The 16717-nt window shown below is 34.9% G+C and carries 16 protein-coding genes and 3 tRNA genes; 10 read left to right on the forward strand and 9 right to left on the reverse strand.

Features of this window, described 5'->3' with window-relative positions; all coding sequences use genetic code 11:
* Nucleotides 1-2: 2 nt before the first annotated feature.
* From ACMH5P_RS01800 to pheA, 8 genes are all read left to right on the forward strand, one after another.
* The gene (locus tag ACMH5P_RS01800) at nucleotides 3-1493 is read left to right on the forward strand and encodes a glutamate synthase subunit beta (RefSeq protein ID WP_459492601.1); all 1491 of its coding nucleotides are present in this window, start codon (nucleotides 3-5) and stop codon (nucleotides 1491-1493) included.
* Nucleotides 1494-1566: 73 nt separating this feature from the next.
* A tRNA-Ser gene (locus ACMH5P_RS01805) sits at nucleotides 1567-1653 on the forward strand.
* Nucleotides 1654-1663: 10 nt separating this feature from the next.
* A tRNA-Pro gene (locus ACMH5P_RS01810) sits at nucleotides 1664-1737 on the forward strand.
* Between the two features lie 57 nt (nucleotides 1738-1794).
* Nucleotides 1795-1868: transfer RNA gene (locus ACMH5P_RS01815), tRNA-Arg, on the forward strand.
* Between the two features lie 33 nt (nucleotides 1869-1901).
* Nucleotides 1902-3191: a hypothetical protein gene (locus tag ACMH5P_RS01820; RefSeq protein WP_459492602.1), complete on the forward strand. Its 1290-nt coding sequence runs from the start codon at nucleotides 1902-1904 to the stop codon at nucleotides 3189-3191.
* Nucleotides 3184-3741, forward strand: a complete 558-nt coding sequence (locus tag ACMH5P_RS01825; protein ID WP_459492603.1) for an LbetaH domain-containing protein — start codon at nucleotides 3184-3186, stop codon at nucleotides 3739-3741. The genes ACMH5P_RS01820 and ACMH5P_RS01825 overlap by 8 nt, the downstream gene beginning before the upstream one ends.
* Nucleotides 3742-3744: 3 nt before the next feature.
* Nucleotides 3745-4920 (forward strand): glycosyltransferase family 4 protein, encoded by a 1176-nt coding sequence (locus ACMH5P_RS01830; protein WP_459492604.1) that lies wholly within the window; start codon nucleotides 3745-3747, stop codon nucleotides 4918-4920.
* 11 nt (nucleotides 4921-4931) lie between these two features.
* On the forward strand, nucleotides 4932-6011 hold the full coding sequence (pheA, locus tag ACMH5P_RS01835; protein ID WP_459492605.1) for a prephenate dehydratase: 1080 nt from the start codon (nucleotides 4932-4934) through the stop codon (nucleotides 6009-6011).
* Here pheA and ACMH5P_RS01840 read toward each other — a convergent pair.
* From ACMH5P_RS01840 to ACMH5P_RS01875, 8 genes are read right to left on the reverse strand one after another with little or no spacing between them, the layout of a single operon-like run.
* Complete coding sequence (locus ACMH5P_RS01840) at nucleotides 5985-6923, reverse strand: bifunctional riboflavin kinase/FAD synthetase (protein ID WP_459492606.1); 939 nt, start codon at nucleotides 6921-6923, stop codon at nucleotides 5985-5987. The genes pheA and ACMH5P_RS01840 overlap by 27 nt on opposite strands.
* A complete protein-coding gene (gene truB / locus ACMH5P_RS01845) occupies nucleotides 6907-7605 on the reverse strand; it encodes a tRNA pseudouridine(55) synthase TruB (RefSeq protein ID WP_459492607.1) in 699 nt (232 codons plus the stop codon). Before truB ends, ACMH5P_RS01840 begins: the two co-directional genes overlap by 17 nt.
* Entirely contained in the window at nucleotides 7593-8381 is a 789-nt protein-coding gene (locus ACMH5P_RS01850) for an undecaprenyl-diphosphate phosphatase (RefSeq protein ID WP_459492608.1), read from the reverse strand. The genes truB and ACMH5P_RS01850 overlap by 13 nt, the downstream gene beginning before the upstream one ends.
* Entirely contained in the window at nucleotides 8381-8596 is a 216-nt protein-coding gene (locus tag ACMH5P_RS01855) for a DUF3098 domain-containing protein (RefSeq protein WP_459492609.1), read from the reverse strand. Before ACMH5P_RS01855 ends, ACMH5P_RS01850 begins: the two co-directional genes overlap by 1 nt.
* A gap of 2 nt (nucleotides 8597-8598) precedes the next feature.
* On the reverse strand, nucleotides 8599-9471 hold the full coding sequence (locus ACMH5P_RS01860; protein WP_459492610.1) for a cell division protein FtsX: 873 nt from the start codon (nucleotides 9469-9471) through the stop codon (nucleotides 8599-8601).
* Nucleotide 9472: 1 nt separating this feature from the next.
* Nucleotides 9473-10057, reverse strand: coding sequence for a bifunctional nuclease family protein (locus ACMH5P_RS01865; RefSeq protein WP_459492611.1), 585 nt, complete (start codon nucleotides 10055-10057; stop codon nucleotides 9473-9475).
* A 53-nt stretch (nucleotides 10058-10110) separates the two neighbouring features.
* The gene (locus tag ACMH5P_RS01870; RefSeq protein WP_459492612.1) at nucleotides 10111-11058 is read right to left on the reverse strand and encodes an electron transfer flavoprotein subunit alpha/FixB family protein; all 948 of its coding nucleotides are present in this window, start codon (nucleotides 11056-11058) and stop codon (nucleotides 10111-10113) included.
* On the reverse strand, nucleotides 11055-11789 hold the full coding sequence (locus ACMH5P_RS01875) for an electron transfer flavoprotein subunit beta/FixA family protein (protein WP_459492613.1): 735 nt from the start codon (nucleotides 11787-11789) through the stop codon (nucleotides 11055-11057). The genes ACMH5P_RS01870 and ACMH5P_RS01875 overlap by 4 nt, the downstream gene beginning before the upstream one ends.
* A gap of 42 nt (nucleotides 11790-11831) precedes the next feature.
* Between ACMH5P_RS01875 and ACMH5P_RS01880 the strand changes: the two genes are divergently transcribed.
* A complete protein-coding gene (locus ACMH5P_RS01880; RefSeq protein ID WP_459492614.1) occupies nucleotides 11832-12146 on the forward strand; it encodes a hypothetical protein in 315 nt (104 codons plus the stop codon).
* Here ACMH5P_RS01880 and ACMH5P_RS01885 read toward each other — a convergent pair.
* A complete protein-coding gene (locus ACMH5P_RS01885; RefSeq protein WP_459492615.1) occupies nucleotides 12143-14011 on the reverse strand; it encodes a DNA topoisomerase IV subunit B in 1869 nt (622 codons plus the stop codon). The two genes, ACMH5P_RS01880 and ACMH5P_RS01885, sit on opposite strands and share 4 nt — an antisense overlap.
* A 127-nt stretch (nucleotides 14012-14138) precedes the next feature.
* On the opposite strand from ACMH5P_RS01885, the gene ACMH5P_RS01890 reads away from it, so the two are divergent.
* The gene (locus tag ACMH5P_RS01890; protein ID WP_459492616.1) at nucleotides 14139-16712 is read left to right on the forward strand and encodes an SLBB domain-containing protein; all 2574 of its coding nucleotides are present in this window, start codon (nucleotides 14139-14141) and stop codon (nucleotides 16710-16712) included.
* Nucleotides 16713-16717 lie beyond the last annotated feature (5 nt).

Genomic DNA, 16717 nt, shown 5'->3' on the forward strand with positions numbered 1-16717 from the left:
AAATGGGCAAGCCAACTGGTTTTTTAGAAGTAGATCGGAAAGTAGCGTTAAAGCGTCCTGTCGCTGAGCGCGTTAATGATTATAATGAAATTGAATTATTAGCATCCCCTCAAGATACCGAGTCTCAAGCGAGTCGTTGTATGGATTGCGGTACTCCTTTTTGTCATAATGGATGTCCGCTTGGAAATATCATTCCTGAATTTAATGATGCCGTATATGAGCAAAACTGGAAGTATGCGTTTGAAATTTTAATTTCGACAAATAATTTTCCAGAGTTCACGGGACGAATCTGTCCTGCTCCATGTGAATCGGCCTGCGTTTTAGGAATCAATAAGCCAGCTGTTGCTATTGAAATGATTGAGAAATCAATTATCGAAAAAGCGTATGCCGAAGGTTGGGTTGTCCCTCAGATTCCAGCAAAACGATCTGGTAAGATGGTGGCAGTAGTTGGTTCGGGTCCAGCAGGATTGGCAGCCGCTAGTCAATTAAATAAAGCAGGTCATTTAGTTACTGTTTATGAGCGCGCGGATCGCATTGGTGGTTTGTTGCGTTTTGGAATACCTGATTTTAAATTAGACAAATCAACTATTGATCGTCGAGTTTCCGTTATGGAGAAAGAAGGTATCAGTTTTGTTACCAATACCAATATTGGCTCTGATATTAAATTGAATAAGTTACAGCAGGAGTTTGATGCGATCATTTTGACAACAGGTTCTACAACGCCGCGTCTAATTCAGGCCAAAGGGAATGATGCGATTGGTATCTATCCTGCCATGGAATTTTTGTCTCAACAAAATAAACGTGTGTCGGGTATTGATGTAATAAAAAACCATAAGGGTGAAGCGTATACTTCAGGAGACATTTTGGCAACAGGAAAGAATGTAGTTGTGATTGGTGGGGGAGATACCGGCTCTGACTGCGTGGGAACATCAAATCGTCATAAGGCCAAATCGATTACACAAATAGAGGTTATGCCTAAGCCTCCTGTAGGTCGGGCAGATAATACACCATGGCCTAATTGGCCAAATATGTTACGAACATCAACCTCTCATGAAGAAGGAGCTGAACGTTTATGGTCTATATCCTTGCAAGAATTTATTAAAAATGAAAAGGGAGAGTTGAAAGGATTATTGATTGGAGATATTTCTTATAAACATGTAGACGGTAAACTTGAACAAGAAATTTTAAATATTCGGGAAATTCCTTGTGAGTTGGCTCTCATTGCTGCAGGTTTCTTACATACGGATCATTCAGGTTTAATTGACGAGTTAAAGGATCAAGGGGGATCTTTAGATGATCGCGGTAATATTTCTGCCTCTTCATCTTATAAAACCTTGGTAGACAAGGTATTTACAGCAGGGGATGCTCGTCGAGGTCAGTCATTAGTCGTTTGGGCTATTTCGGAAGGCCGTGAAGCAGCTCGTCAAGTTGACCTTGAATTAATGGGTAAAACCTCTTTACCAGGTAAGTCGGTGTCTGTATTTGATTTATAAAAATGTTGTTTTTTTTGCCAGATATTTGGCATCTTAAATAAATAATCTTATTTTTGTACTCTCTTAAATGCTAGGAGAGATGCCTGAGAGGCCGAAAGGACATGTTTGCTAAACATGCGTACTGGAAACGGTACCGAGGGTTCGAATCCCTCTCTCTCCGCAGTGTTTTTCGGGGTGTAGCGTAGCCCGGTATCGCGCTTGGTTTGGGACCAAGAGGTCGTAGGTTCGAATCCTGCCACCCCGACACAGTCAATTTAGTTAAGAGTGCTTGCACGTTTAGCTAAATTGACTTTTTAATTTTGGTTCCGTAGCTCAGCTGGATAGAGCAACTGCCTTCTAAGCAGTAGGTCTTTGGTTCGAATCCAAACGGAATCACTTCAACTATTTCCATTATAATATATTTTTATTTTGTTAGATAATAAATTATTTAATTGGAAAGTTTCACTGGGTATAGTGCTTATCTGGATCGCCCCTCCTTTTATCTATTTTCTAAAAGAATTAATTGGAATAGGTCAAACATCTGTTTTTACTGGGATTGTTTACTGTATAGGTTTGGTGTTGATGCTGAATCATATTCCGTTAAAGTATTTTTATAAAGGGAATGAGACTTTGGCCTTCACGGGCTTAAGTTTTTTTTTCTTAGGTTTTTTTTATTTTCTTTTTTACAATAGCCAAAAGTCATCATTAATCGTTGATGCAATTAATTTTACGATTTTAATAGGATTTATTTACTGCGTTTTTCGGGTTGACAATTCCATTCAATACTATTTACCGCTATTGATCATTTTGGTTACCTTATTGAATAATGTATCGTTAATTTATTCAATTTCGACGAATCCTAATTATGTACTTGGTGCTCGTGCTACTGTCCAATACAATAAGGGGACGGGAGAAGATTTTTCAGGTAATCCCATCGTATTTGGTCGTAATGCAGTTGCGGGACTAATTATGTCATTTTTAGTAATACAGCGAAGCAATTATGACTTTATTGGTAATCGGAGTATCCTTTTAAAGTTAATTGCACACATCAATTTATTGGTAAGTTTTATTGTTTTAATATTAACTCAAACCAGGGGAAATTTTATTTCTCTGGGTTTGAGTATCCTTTTTTACCTATTATTCGCTAATTATAGTTTTAAGAACGCTTTTAAATCGAATCGGTATATTTTAATTTACTATTTTGTACTTTTTTTAATACTTCAGTATTTAAATAAGGCTTTTCGTATTGTCGAAACATTCAATAGGTACTCGGATCAGGCTTATGATTTTTTACTACGTGCAATTAATACGGGATTAGGAATTAATAACTCATCTACTCCGCAGGATGCGTCAGCTCTTAACCGTGTTCAAAATATTGCTTTTATCAAACGAATTATTTCAAGGGACTGGTTTGATTTTATTTTTGGTAAGGGGTATAAATTTTGGTATGTCGATATTCCAGCTTTAGAAGCTTTCGTTAATTTTGGTATCCTGGGGTGTCTTCTATTTTGTATTTTCAACCTGTTTATTGTTTACTACATAATTCTGGGAATTAAGACCAAAAACGTATTTCAAAACTTTATAAGTCTATTTTATATTAATTTGTTTGTGTCTGTGTTTACTGGTGGTAGGCCATTGGATTTTTCGTATTGGGTATTTTACATTATCTTGATTCGGTTTTTGTTAGTATTACCTAAAAAGAATACCCTAAATGGATAACAAAGTCGTTGATTTATCTTCGTTTAAGCACTCGCTGCATGTGAATATTTGGGATAAGTTAAGATATCTCATCTGGCTAATTCTTTCCAATCTATTTTTCTTAACGAATATCCCTTACCCAAGTCGATTTAAAGTAGGTATTCTTAGGTTGATGGGTGCTCGTGTAGGCGTATCATGCGTGATTAAACCCTGGGTAAAGGTTAAGTTGCCTTGGAAGTTGCGAATTGGTGATCATGTTTGGATAGGCGAAGCGGCATGGATTGATAATATTTCAGATGTTGTGATTGGTAATCATGTGTGTATTTCACAAAATGCATTATTGTTAACGGGAAATCATGATTATACTTCGACTTCATTTGATTTGATGAGTAAACCCATTAATATTGAAAACGGAGCATGGATTTGTGCTAATTCTACCATAGTAGGAGGGGTCACTGTTGCTTCACATAGTGTCGTTGGAATCGGACAAATTATTACAAAAAATACTCAACCATTTGAAATTTATGGAAATGGTTCAACAACTCTTAGTAAGAAACGTGTGATCAAATAATTTATGAATTATTTAGAATTAATTGAGAATAAGGACTTTCAGCTTATTATTTCTTTTGTTGTAGCTTTATTTATTACGCTAACAGCTATTCCTGTCATAATTAATATTTCACGGCTGAAGGATTTAATGGCTGAAATTAAATCACGAAGTTCTCACAAAAAGCTTACTCCTACCTTAGGAGGTGTTGCAATTTTTGCTGCCACCTTAATTACTTATTTCATCTGGGATAATCCTAAGGAAGGTCATGATTTACATCTTACAATTTCGGCTATTATTATTCTATTCTTTTTAGGAATAAAGGATGATATTCTCATTTTATCACCGAAAAAAAAGTTATTGATTCAAATAGCCGCTTCTTTGTTAGTCATAAGCTTAGGCAATCTTCAAGTTTCTAACCTATATGGTTTACTTGGTTTTTCTCAGTTATCATATAACGTAGGTTTATTTGTAACAATTTTTATTTTTATATCCTTAATTAATGCAATTAATTTGATTGATGGAATTGATGGATTAGCGGGTTCTGTTGGGTTATTTGCTAGCTTAATGTTTGCTTTTTTGTTTTACAAATTGGGATTATATGCTCAGTCTACCTTAGCAATGTCTTTATCGGGCTCTTTGCTAGGTTTTCTGAGATATAATTGGTCGACAAAGAATAAAATATTTATGGGCGATACGGGTTCACTTATTGTAGGGTTTCTGTTGTCTTATTTTGCGATTAAATATGTTGTTATTAACCATAATTACATGTTGAATCCTTCACTTTCTAAGGATGCACCTTTGTATGCATTAGCGATTTTAATTTTACCGGTATTTGATACGATTCGTATGTTTTTTATTCGTTTAATGGAAGGAAAATCACCATTTGAGGGCGACAGAAAACATCTTCATCATATATTAATTGATATAGGTTTATCTCATAAGAGGGCAACCGCTGTATTATTGATTTTCAATATCTTAATAGTTTGTTTGTTTCATTACCTCAGTCGGGTGCGATTAGAAAGTAATAATCAATTATTGTTATATTTAGTATTAATCTTTGCCGTATACTGTCTTACGAGTTATTTTCTTTCTAAGAAAATTGATAATGCGGTTGTTGATCGTATTAAATTTAGAGAGGTTAATAAAGTTGAACGTTTACGCATGAATGACACCTCTTCAGAGGCATCTAATGACATTTAAAACAGGAGTACATGAAGAATTTAAGTGACTTACGGAAGGAAATTGATGAAATTGATGATTCAATTTTAAAGTTACTTGTCCAACGTATGGACGTAGTAGATGAGGTAGGCAACTTAAAAAGAGCTAATAATAGTTTAATTTATCATCCAGATAGAGAGAAAGAAATTATTGACAGATTATCTTCTCAACCTACTGGGAGATTAAGAAAAGCAGCCATAGAAGCCATATTTTTGGAAATTTTTGGTGTATCTCGGAACTTAGAGTTACCTGAAATTATCAGTTTTTTAGGTCCTGAGGGTAGCTTTACTCACCAGGCAGCCGAATCACGTTTCGGTGCAGTTGCCGATTACATTTCACTTCCATCGATAAAATCAATATTTGATTCGGTTGATTCTGGTCGCGCCAAATATGGTATCGTTCCTATTGAAAATAATCAAGAGGGTATGGTCAAGGAAACGTTAGACCTACTTAATGAAAAGTCATTATTTATCATTTCTGAAATAATCATTCCTGTAAATTTTTGTTTAGCAACCAAGGAACACGACATCAATGCAATAACAAAGATTTATTCGAAAGATATAGCCTTTAATCAATGTCAAGGCTTTACGCAGGACTATTTTTCTAGCAAATCAGATGATTTTTACGTTCAGGTAGATTCCACATCCAAAGCGGCTAAATTAGCCTCCGAAAATGTAGGAACAGCTGCATTGTGTTCTCATATAGCAGCCAAAATTTACCAGGTACCTATTTTGTTTGATAATATTCAGGATAACGATAGTAATCAAACCCGCTTTATTATTATTTCAAAAGTTGAAAACCTCAAGAAAACAAACCGTGATAAAACAACTTTAGCTGTAAAGCTGAAAAATGATGATAAACCCGGAACCTTACTAAGGTTGTTGAAGGAGTTTGAAGATAAAAATATCAACTTACTGAAAATAGAATCTCGTCCACAAAAAGATAAGAATGACTTTAAATTTTGGTTTTTTATCGATATTGAAGGGAATAAGCTAGATGATCATATTCTTGATATTCTTACCAGTAAAGCTGATGAAATCAAATTTTTAGGGAGTTACATGAATCTTTGCTAACAAATTCTGAGCTTCTGATTTATCCTTCTCTAATTGATTAACTAAAGCTGCGAAGGAATCAAACTTTTGTTCATTACGCATTCTATTGATGAATTCTACGCGAAGTGTTTGGCCGTAAATATCTTGATCAAAATTAAGTAGATGAGTTTCTATGCGTAATTCTTCGCTCTTTGTAACAGTAGGCCTAACTCCAATATTTGTCATACCATACAAAATTTGATTATCTACATACGAACGTGTAAAGTAAACTCCGATAGGAGGGATCAATTTATATGTTTGCATATTAATATTAGCGGTAGGAAATCCAATTGTTCGTCCCAACTGGTCCCCTTTAATCACCGTTCCTTGCAACGAATAAGTATAATTTAATAATTGATTAGCCTTTTCTACGTCACCTTTCTGAATATAACTTTTAATTAAAGAGCTACTGACAATTTCATTGTCGATTTTAGTCTCCTCAACACGATGAGTGTTGATACTAGGGAATCTTTTATCAATAAATTCCTTCGATCCCTCTCTGTTGTGACCAAAATGGTTGTCGTAGCCGAATACTATTTCGCGGACATTCAACTTGTCAATTAAAATATTTTCAGCAAAGCTTTGAGCACTCAAACTTGCCATATACGAATCAAATGGTAATGCAATGACTATATCGATACCCAATGACTCTAATAGATTAATTTTTTCGTCTAAATTAGAAATTTGACCAACTAAATTCGTTGGTTGAAAATAGCTCGAGGGATGATTCGAAAAAGTTAATACAATCGAAGGTATATTACTTTCCTTACTTAATTGAATCACTTTTTGCAGAACCGATAAATGACCTAAGTGAACGCCGTCAAACATTCCAACCGTCAAAACACTTGGAGAATTATCTAAGTTTATATCTTCTAGACTATGATAAAACTTCATATTGCTCTCTGTTGAAATGTTCTAAGTTTTGTGCACTTACTAACGAATAATCCCCAATTTTTGTTCGAACTAACTTCTTCAAATACGCTCCTGATTTTAATTCTTGACCAATATCCCTAACAATACTTCTTATGTATGTCCCTTTTGAACATTGTATTTCAAAATCAACTTCAGGGAAATTAGTGGTGTTTATTTGAAATTGGTAGATCGTTGCCTCCCGTAGTTTAATATTTAATTCGTCTTCTTTTAGACCATTTCGAGCGTGTTTATATAATCGCTGGCCATCTAATTTAATTGCTGAATAAATAGGAGGGAGCTGTTTTATTTCACCTATAAATTTAGCTTCAATCATTTGAGTAATTAAATCAGATGAAATATGATCGATTGGGTATTCCCCATCGAAATCTGTTTCTAAATCTATAGAAGGTGTCGTTTTTCCGAATACCAATGTTCCGGTATAGGTTTTAGGCAAACTCTGAAAATATTCAATTTTTTTAGTGTGCTTTCCTACGCAAATAATCAGAAGACCAGTCGCCAATGGATCCAAAGTACCCGCATGCCCAATTTTTTTAAATCGACCTAGATTTTTCATCTTACGAACTACATCAAAAGAAGTCCAGGTTAAGGGCTTGTCTATTAAGTAGAACTGATTATCAACTCTATCTTCCTCTATTTCAACCATAAATGTATTCCTAGCGCTAATCCAACGAGTATTCTATAATAACCAAAATATTTAAAACCGTATTTATTGACTATGGATACCATAAAGCGTATCGTTAGAAGCGCAACGATAAAACTAACTAAAAAGGAAACAGCTAGCATTGGTAGATGTGCAGCATCCAGAAATGTAGGAATTTCTGATCGATAATCTAAAATCTTTTTAGCGCTTGCACCCAAAATGGTAGGTATACCCAATAAAAACGAATACTCGACAGCGGCTTGATGGCTCAAACCAACAAGACGACCTCCTACGATACTTGCTCCGGACCTAGAAACGCCTGGAATCATTGCTAAGCATTGATATAAACCGACTTTAAATGCTTGTATATGGGTCATTTGAGAAAGGTCTTTCGCTTTAACATTTTTGTTTTGTAACCAATAATCGATTCGAACCAAAATAACTCCACCCAAAAGCCAAGAGATAGCTATAAAGGCATAACCTTCAAAAAGTGATTCTAAAAAGTCATCCAATAAAACACCAAAGATAACAGCCGGTATAAATGAAAGTGTGACTAGAAGGTATACTTGTATACTTGATGTAAGTCTTTTAAAATATAAAATAGTTACTGCAGATATTGCCCCTAATTGAATAAATACAGTCAGGAAATTTAAAAAATTATCTGAATGAAGATTTAAAATATATTCACTTATAATTAAATGGGCTGTAGAAGATACTGGTAAGAATTCTGTTAGACCTTCCACCAAGCCAAGAATTATTGCTTGTAAATAATCTATCATTATTTTCTAGCTCTAAATAAGGAGAATATGGGAATGATGACACCCAATAAAACCAAAATAGGTCCTAATGTCAAACCTAAAAATCCGAAACCAAAAGCTTCCTGATCGAGATTCATAATGATAAATCCGATGAACATTACCACAAAACCACTAATTAAAATTGCAATGCTTTTAGCATCTAATGGGAAGGCTGGCTTAGAAGAATTCTTATTCATAATTAATAAAGATTGGATGCTGAAATTTTTAAATACTTGTTAAGCGTCAATAATGTACTTAATGAACTGAATAAAGTAGAAATAACGATTGTGCCGACTAGAATAGTTAGCTGATTATATACTTCAAATAAATAACTAGCTAGTTCGGGTAACTGATTATTTAAATAAAAATAAAACATATTTGTAAGTAAAAATCCCAATAAAGCCCCTGAAATCCCTAAAATAACAGATTTTAACAGATAGGGCTTTTTAATAAATCCATTAGTTGAACCTAATAACTGCATCGACTTTATTAAATTTCGATTAGCATGTATATGTAACTTAGTATAATTGCTAATTTGAAGGTAGACTAATACTGAAATCAAAAGTATAAATACCAAAGCTGTAGACGTAATAACTTTGATTTTAGGGATGATTAATTCGAGGTAATTAATTGGGTAGCTTACTTCATAAATTGCTGGTGAAGCACGTAACTCCCTGGCTAAATTTTCAAAATCTTTTTTGTTACGATAAGCAGGCTTGATGTCTAAAATTACAAGATTCTTGAAGGGATTCACATCACCCAACAATTCCTCGTAGTTTTCATGTGTTGTACTTAAAAAATCTTTGGCAATATTTTGCTTATCGACCAACTTAATTGAATTCTGAATTACCTCCTTTTTAGCTTTAATTATTTGGACTGTTGAATCGATTTGGGAGGTATTTAAACTATCATCTAAATAAACATATATTTTCATTTGTGATTGTAAATTCTCACCCCAACTATAAGCTCCACTTAAAAGCTGAAACAGTAAAGAAATGACAACTGATAAACAAGCAATTGAAATAACGATGATTTGATTGGAGGCTTGAGCTTTCCCTTTCGTGTACCGCATATTATTTAGTTAATTGATTTAATTGATCTCTTAATTTAGCCGCTTCCTCATAATTCTCTTCTGCTAGGGCTTTCGACAAGGATTCTTCTAATGCAGCAATAATCTCCTCTGGTGATGTTTCATTCAATGGATAATCAAGTTCTGCTGATTCGTCTTCATCAGAACTGAGGTGTTCCAAAGGAATTGCAATGTCATTAAGTAGCGCCTGTTTAATGAATATAGGTATATGTAATCTCAGAGCTAAGGCTATTGAATCGGAGGGGCGAGCATCTACTTCAAAAATATAATCTCCATTTGAAGCGAATATTTTGGCATAAAACACACCATCTGTAAATGATGTTATCTCTACATAAGAGATATTTCCTCCGGATGCTTTGATGTAGTTTGCAAATAAATCATGTGTCAGTGGTCTTGCAGGAATGATATCTTCCATAAACATCGAAATAGCCTGGGCTTCATTTATTCCGATTACCATAGGAAAACCCAAGTGGCTACTTGTCTCAGCTTGCAAAAATAGAATGTAAGATGAGGCACCAGCAGCACTTGGGCTTAACGAAATAACTTGTAACTGAACTAACTCTCCCAAAGTATTTATTTAAAATACAAAGATAAGGAAAGTGTAGCCTTTAAGGCTTGAATTTATAGATTTTTTATGAGTTCAGGAACTACATCGAATACATCGCCAACAATTCCATAATCGGCATATTTAAAAAAGGGAGCTTCAGGATCGTTATTTATTACAATAATTGTTTTAGATCCATTTACACCTGCCAAATGTTGAATCGCACCGGAAATACCACAAGCTATATATAATTTAGGAGCTATTTTAATTCCAGTTTGACCTACGTGCTCACTATGTGGACGCCAATCTATATCTGAGACAGGTTTTGAACAAGCTGTTGCCGCGCCTATTTTGGCTGCTAAATCTTCTATTATATTCCAATTACTTGGATCTTTTAAGCCCCTTCCGGCGCCTACTACATAGGTTGCATCAGCTAAATTCATACCTGCAGACGCTTTATGTAAATCCTTAATTTGATAATTATCGTTTGCTTCTAGCTTTAATTGATTAGCATGCAAGGTAATTTGATCTCCTTGAAGAATACCAAATTCAAAAGCATTATTGAAACTGAGGACACTAGCATAAGTTACCTTGACCAATGTTGATGCCTTTCCACTAAAAATGCTTTGTCGTATTTCAATGTCGTTTTCAGCTAATTTTAAATTAATAACCTGACCTAAGAGAGGCAAACTCGTTTTCGCACAATATGCCGGAAAAACTTGATCAGTCACTAAATTCTTATATCCAATAACGCAATTGATTTGATGGCTCGATAAAGTAGCCAAAATTGTTTGCATTTGGGCCGATGAAAATATGCCGGCGTCAGATAAACCATGAATGGAGGTTAAATTTGCTCCCTGAATAGTTGGTATATCCAAGGTACTCACACCATCCGTTGTAAACAGATTAATAGATTTAACCTCAGGATTACTTCTTAGCATGTCTTGAATCAATAACAGTAATTGAGCAGATCTTGCACTCAATTTATTGTCTTTGATGTCTATAAAAGCGGCTATATTGATCATGACTTAGATTCTTTTTTGATGATTTCGACTAATTGATTTAAGTTTTCTCGAGTGAACATAATTCCTTTACGATTTTGTTCATTCACTTCGTCATTCGAATACTTAAAACTTGGTTGGGACGTTGAGGGTAGAACTTGAATTTCTTTTGTTCGGGCTGCCATGATTCCTCTCATAGATGGAATTTTCCATTCCGCTATTGGCTCTTGACATCCTAAAACTAAGGGCAGGTTAGCACTTATATTTGCGTAACCTTGAATTGTCTCTACTTTGATTTGAACTGTAGCACCGTTCACTTCTAAACCCATGACTGGATTGAAATTTTGCCAACCTAAAAGAGATGCTGTAAACTGATGAACTTGTCCTGTATTGTAATCAATCGATTCTTTACCCATTAGAATTAAATCAAATGGATTAGCTTTAACATAATTGGCAATTTCTTGGGCTACCTGAAATGCATCATTTGCATGAGAGTGCACACGCACGGCTGAATCAGCTCCCAAAGCTAAACATTTCCGGATAATAGTCTCCGAACTTTCAAGTCCCACGTGGAAAATTACAATCTCGACATTTTCTGATGAGGCTTCTTTAATTTCAATGGCTCTCGACAAAGCATAATCCTCATAAGGACCCGTAATTAAGGTTAAGCCCTCCAGATTTACAAAATTATTGGAACTTAAACCTATCTTTGATGTTGTGTCTGGAACAACAGAAATACAGACTAATATTTTCATAAGGCATTTATTTGTTATGCAAGCATACTAAATTTCTTTATTATGACAATGAATAGGAGGGAAATAATTTTAAAAGAAATAGAAAATCAACCTGAAAACCCGCTTAATTACTATCTGTTGGCTTTGGAAGACCGTCGTGAATCGGATTGGGTTGCTTGCATAGCATCACTTCAACTGCTCATTCAACGCTTTCCTGATTACCATCCAAGTTATTATGTATTGGCTGAAATCCATTATCAATTAGATCAAATAGATGAGGGGACAAGAATAGCGAAGAAGGGTATGGAAATAACAAAAGGCCTTCAATTAATGAAGGCCTATCATGAATTAGTTCAACTAGTTGAATTGAATGATTAGGATAATAAGACCTCTTCAAGATCTTTTTCAATCACTAAGTTTTCGATGATAAATTTTTGACGTTCTGGTGTATTTTTCCCCATGTAATACGTCAATAATTGAGGTATGGTAAAATCTTTTTCAAGAATTACGGGTTCCAATTTGATGTTTTCACCGATAAATTCTCCAAATTCCTCGGGTGAAATTTCACCTAGACCTTTAAATCGGGTAATCTCTGGCTTAGGACCCAATTTTTCTATCGCATTTCTACGCTCCTCATCGGAATAACAATAGATCGTTTCCTTTTTATTCCGTACACGGAATAAAGGAGTCTCTAGAATATAAAGGTGTCCATTCCGTACGACATCGGGAAAGAATTGTAAAAAGAATGTCAAAATAAGAAGTCGAATATGCATACCATCCACGTCTGCATCGGTAGCGATGACGATTTTATTGTAACGCAAATTGTCTAAACTATCTTCTATATCTAACGCATGCTGCAATAAATTAAATTCCTCGTTCTCGTAAACGATTTTCTTTGTGAGTCCAAAACTATTGAGCGGTTTTCCGCGCAAACTAAATACAGCTTGCGTTTGCACATCACGGGACTTGGTGATACTTCCACTGGCAGAATCCCCCTCTGTGATAAATAAGATGGTCTCTTGACGGGACTCAGCCTTCTCGTCGGTTAGGTGTACCCGACAATCGCGCAACTTTTTATTGTGCAGATTCGCTTTTTTAGCACGCTCGTTGGCTAACTTCTTAATTCCAGCAATATCTTTTCGCTCCCTTTCCGATTGTAAAATACGTTTCAATAAAGAATCGGCAACGGAGGGATTTTGATGTAAATAATTATCTAATTCTGTTTTTACAAAATCTCCAACAAATGTTCGAATAGAAGGAGAGGAGGAGTCAGGTGAAATATTTGTGGACCCTAATTTAGTCTTTGTTTGTGATTCAAATACAGGTTCTTGAACACGAATAGCAATTGCCCCAACAATACTTGCGCGTACATCTGAAGGATCAAAATCCTTCTTGAAGAATTCTCGAACTGTTCGTACAATTGCCTCACGAAAAGCGGCCAGATGTGTTCCTCCTTGGGTTGTATTTTGACCATTGACAAATGAATAGTATTCTTCGCCGTACTGATTATTATGTGTTATGGCTAGTTCGATGTCGCTGCCCTTCAAGTGAATGATTGGGTAGCGATTTTCCTCTGCGTTTGTTTTTTTAGATAATAAATCTAAAAGTCCGTTTTGAGAAAAATATTTCTCTCCATTAAAATTAATGGTTAAACCAGCATTCAAAAATGCATAATTCCAAAATAAGCTATCGAGGAATTGAGGAATGAAATGGTAGTTTTTAAAAACAGTATTATCGGGCTCAAAACAAATAAATGTACCACTTTTGCCTGAGGAAGGTTCAGTACCTTTAGATTCATTAATTAATTCACCCTTACTGAATTCCGCCCACTTGGTCTGACCGTCTCGGTAAGATTGAACCTTAAAGTAATTTGAAAGAGCGTTGGTCGCTTTGGTACCGACCCCATTTAATCCCACAGACTTTTGGAAAGCTCCAGAATCGTATTTACCACCCGTATTAATTTTTGAAACACAATCAATAACTTTTCCGAGTGGAATACCACGACCATAGTCACGTACTTCTACCTTTTGATCTGAAATCTTAACATCGATTTGTTTTCCATTTCCCATCATGTGTTCATCGATGGAGTTATCCATGATTTCTTTAACCAACACATAAATACCATCATCGACTGATGAACCATCTCCCAATTTTCCGATATACATACCAGGGCGCAAACGAATATGCTCCTTCCAATCAAGAGATCGTATACTGTCGTCGTTATAAATCGGTTCTGATGTCATGTCTTACTTTTTAATAAACAAAAATACCAAAGAATAAATAAATTACATTCATTCTATCTAAATATAAAATTAAGTGGAAATGTGCTCTTTTTTGACTTATTTTGTATCCCTTTAAAAGAATTTCTTTATGACAAAGAGAATTTATTTTGTTACGCTACTTATCTGGTTACTTGGCACACAAAGTGTATTATCTCAATTTCAAGTACCATCCTCTTATATTCCCACGGGTCCCATGAACCAAGCGGGTCCTTCAAATAAACCAATCGGGTCGTCTAAAGTATTGAAACGTGAAGTGATTAATACAAAAGGGCAAAAAAGTGAAATGGATAGCTTGGTTGCCGCTCGACAAGCTCAAGATTTTAATACCAATAACACAGAAGAGGATTCCATTAAAAAGGTTAAAATTGCTTTACAGAATAAGATATTTGGCTTTTCGATTTTTAATAAAAAAGCAGGCGTATTTGAACCAAATCTTAAAATAGCCACCCCGAAAAATTATGTTTTAGGTCCAGATGATGAATTAATTGTAGATATTAATGGGTATTCAGAAGAACACTACAATCTGACAGTGAATGCAGATGGATATGTGAAAGTAAATAAAATTGGAAATGTTTACGTAGCTGGATTAACCATTGAGGAAGCTCAAAATAGATTAATTTACAAATTATCAAGCATTTATATTGGATTAAAGAAATTTAAAGGACGTACGGATATCAATGGTTTATATGCGAGTATTTCCTTGGGAAATATACGTACCATTCAGGTTTCCGTAGTAGGAGAGGTTCAATTTCCAGGAACTTATTCCGTTCCCTCGCTTTCCAAGGTAATGAATGTCTTGTACTTGGCTGGTGGGCCTACTGAAAATGGTTCATTCCGTGATGTTCAGTTAGTTCGAAATAATAAAATTATAGCACATCTAGACTTGTATGAATTTATCACGCAAGGCTTTAGTAAAAGTGATATTACGGTTCGTGATCAAGACATCATTAAAATTGGATTATATAAATCTAGAATTGAAATCAAGGGTAGAGTTAAAAGAAGTGCCTTTTTTGAGCCATTACCATCAGAAAGCCTTGCTACAATATTTGAAAATTATGCGGGTGGTTTCCTTGAAAATGCTTACAAGGATTTATTGAAAGTTGAACGAATTACCAAAACAGAGCGTAAATTGATTGATATCAATTATTCAATTGCTAATTCGTTTTTTCCAGCCGATGGAGATATAATTTTAGCCGAAGCTATTACTGAAAACCGCTATGAAAATCGTGTGACTTTAGAGGGGGAAGTATTCCGACCAGGTATTTTTTCTTTGGATCAAAAATTGACTCTTTCTAGTTTGATTAAAAAAGCAGGGGGTGTCAAAGAAAATGCATTTTTAACTCGTGTGACAATTAATCGCATGAACAAGGATTTTACACCTTCTAATATTTCCGTTAACCTAGCAGATATATTTAATGGTAAGGCAACTGATATTCCACTAGAACGAGAAGACCGAATTCGTGTCTTTTCAATCACTGAATTGAGAGAAGCTTATACAGTCACCATTCACGGAGAAATTAATGGCATCAGGGAAGATTTAAACAAAAAGAAGGCCAAAGATGATAAGAATAACAACAATTTAGTTAGTCAGGATATTGAAAAGCCAAAGAATACAGAATCGAGTGAAATTTCGGATAAGCTGAAGTCGAATAATGAAAGTAATGTTTTATTAAATCGTCAGGTTAAAATTACCATTCCTTTTGAAAGTAATATGACGGTAGAAGATTTAATCGTCAAAGCAGGTGGTTTACGGGAATCCGCATCTACCGGTTTTGTTGAAGTCGTTCGTCGAAAAAAGAATGAAATAGGGGATAATCAAGATTTCTCAAGTTCACAAATAGCTGAAGTCTACAAGTTTTCCATTTCTAAAAATTTAATTGTTGATGAAAGTGCGTCCAAATTCGAACTTAGTCCATTTGATGAAGTATTTGTTCGATCATCACCTAATTATGAGTTACAACAATTTATCACGCTACAAGGTCAAGTATTATACCCGGGCGTATATGGATTAGAAAAGAAAGATGATCGTTTATCTGATTTGATTAAACGTGCGGGAGGCTTAAATAAACAAGCATATCCCGAAGGCGCCAAGCTTATTAGAAAAACAGAGTTATCTGAATCTGAATCGGAAATAAAGAAAAATCAGTTGAAGGATATCAATGATAATTTCAATGGTATTGTCGTAAACAATGCATCGGAAAATTCTGGAACGAACCATGAAACCATTGGTATTAATTTGGTTGCTGCTTTAGCTCAACCGGGAGGACCTGATGATATTCAAATTATAAATGGTGATGTAATAAATATCCCTAGAGAACCGCAAACGGTAAAGATTACGGGGGAGATTTTATATCCCAACAACGTTAAATATACAGAATCAAAATCATTGGGTAGCTATATTTCAAGCGCAGGGGGATTTACATCAAGTTCAGCCAGAAAGCGGGTCTATGTAATATATTCCAATGGTTCGGTTAAAAGAACACGTAATTTCTTATTTATGAAATTTTATCCACGTGTGGAAAGAGGTTCAGAAATTATCGTACCGAAGAAGATTAAGTCTGGAAATACAAGCCAACAAATCGTTTCGGTCGTTTCTGTATTAACTGGAACAGTAACAAGTATAATTGGTATCATTACATTGATTAAGGCAACGGCCCAATAAGCATT

It is taken from the genome of Aquirufa sp. 5-AUSEE-100C1 (assembly GCF_054558655.1).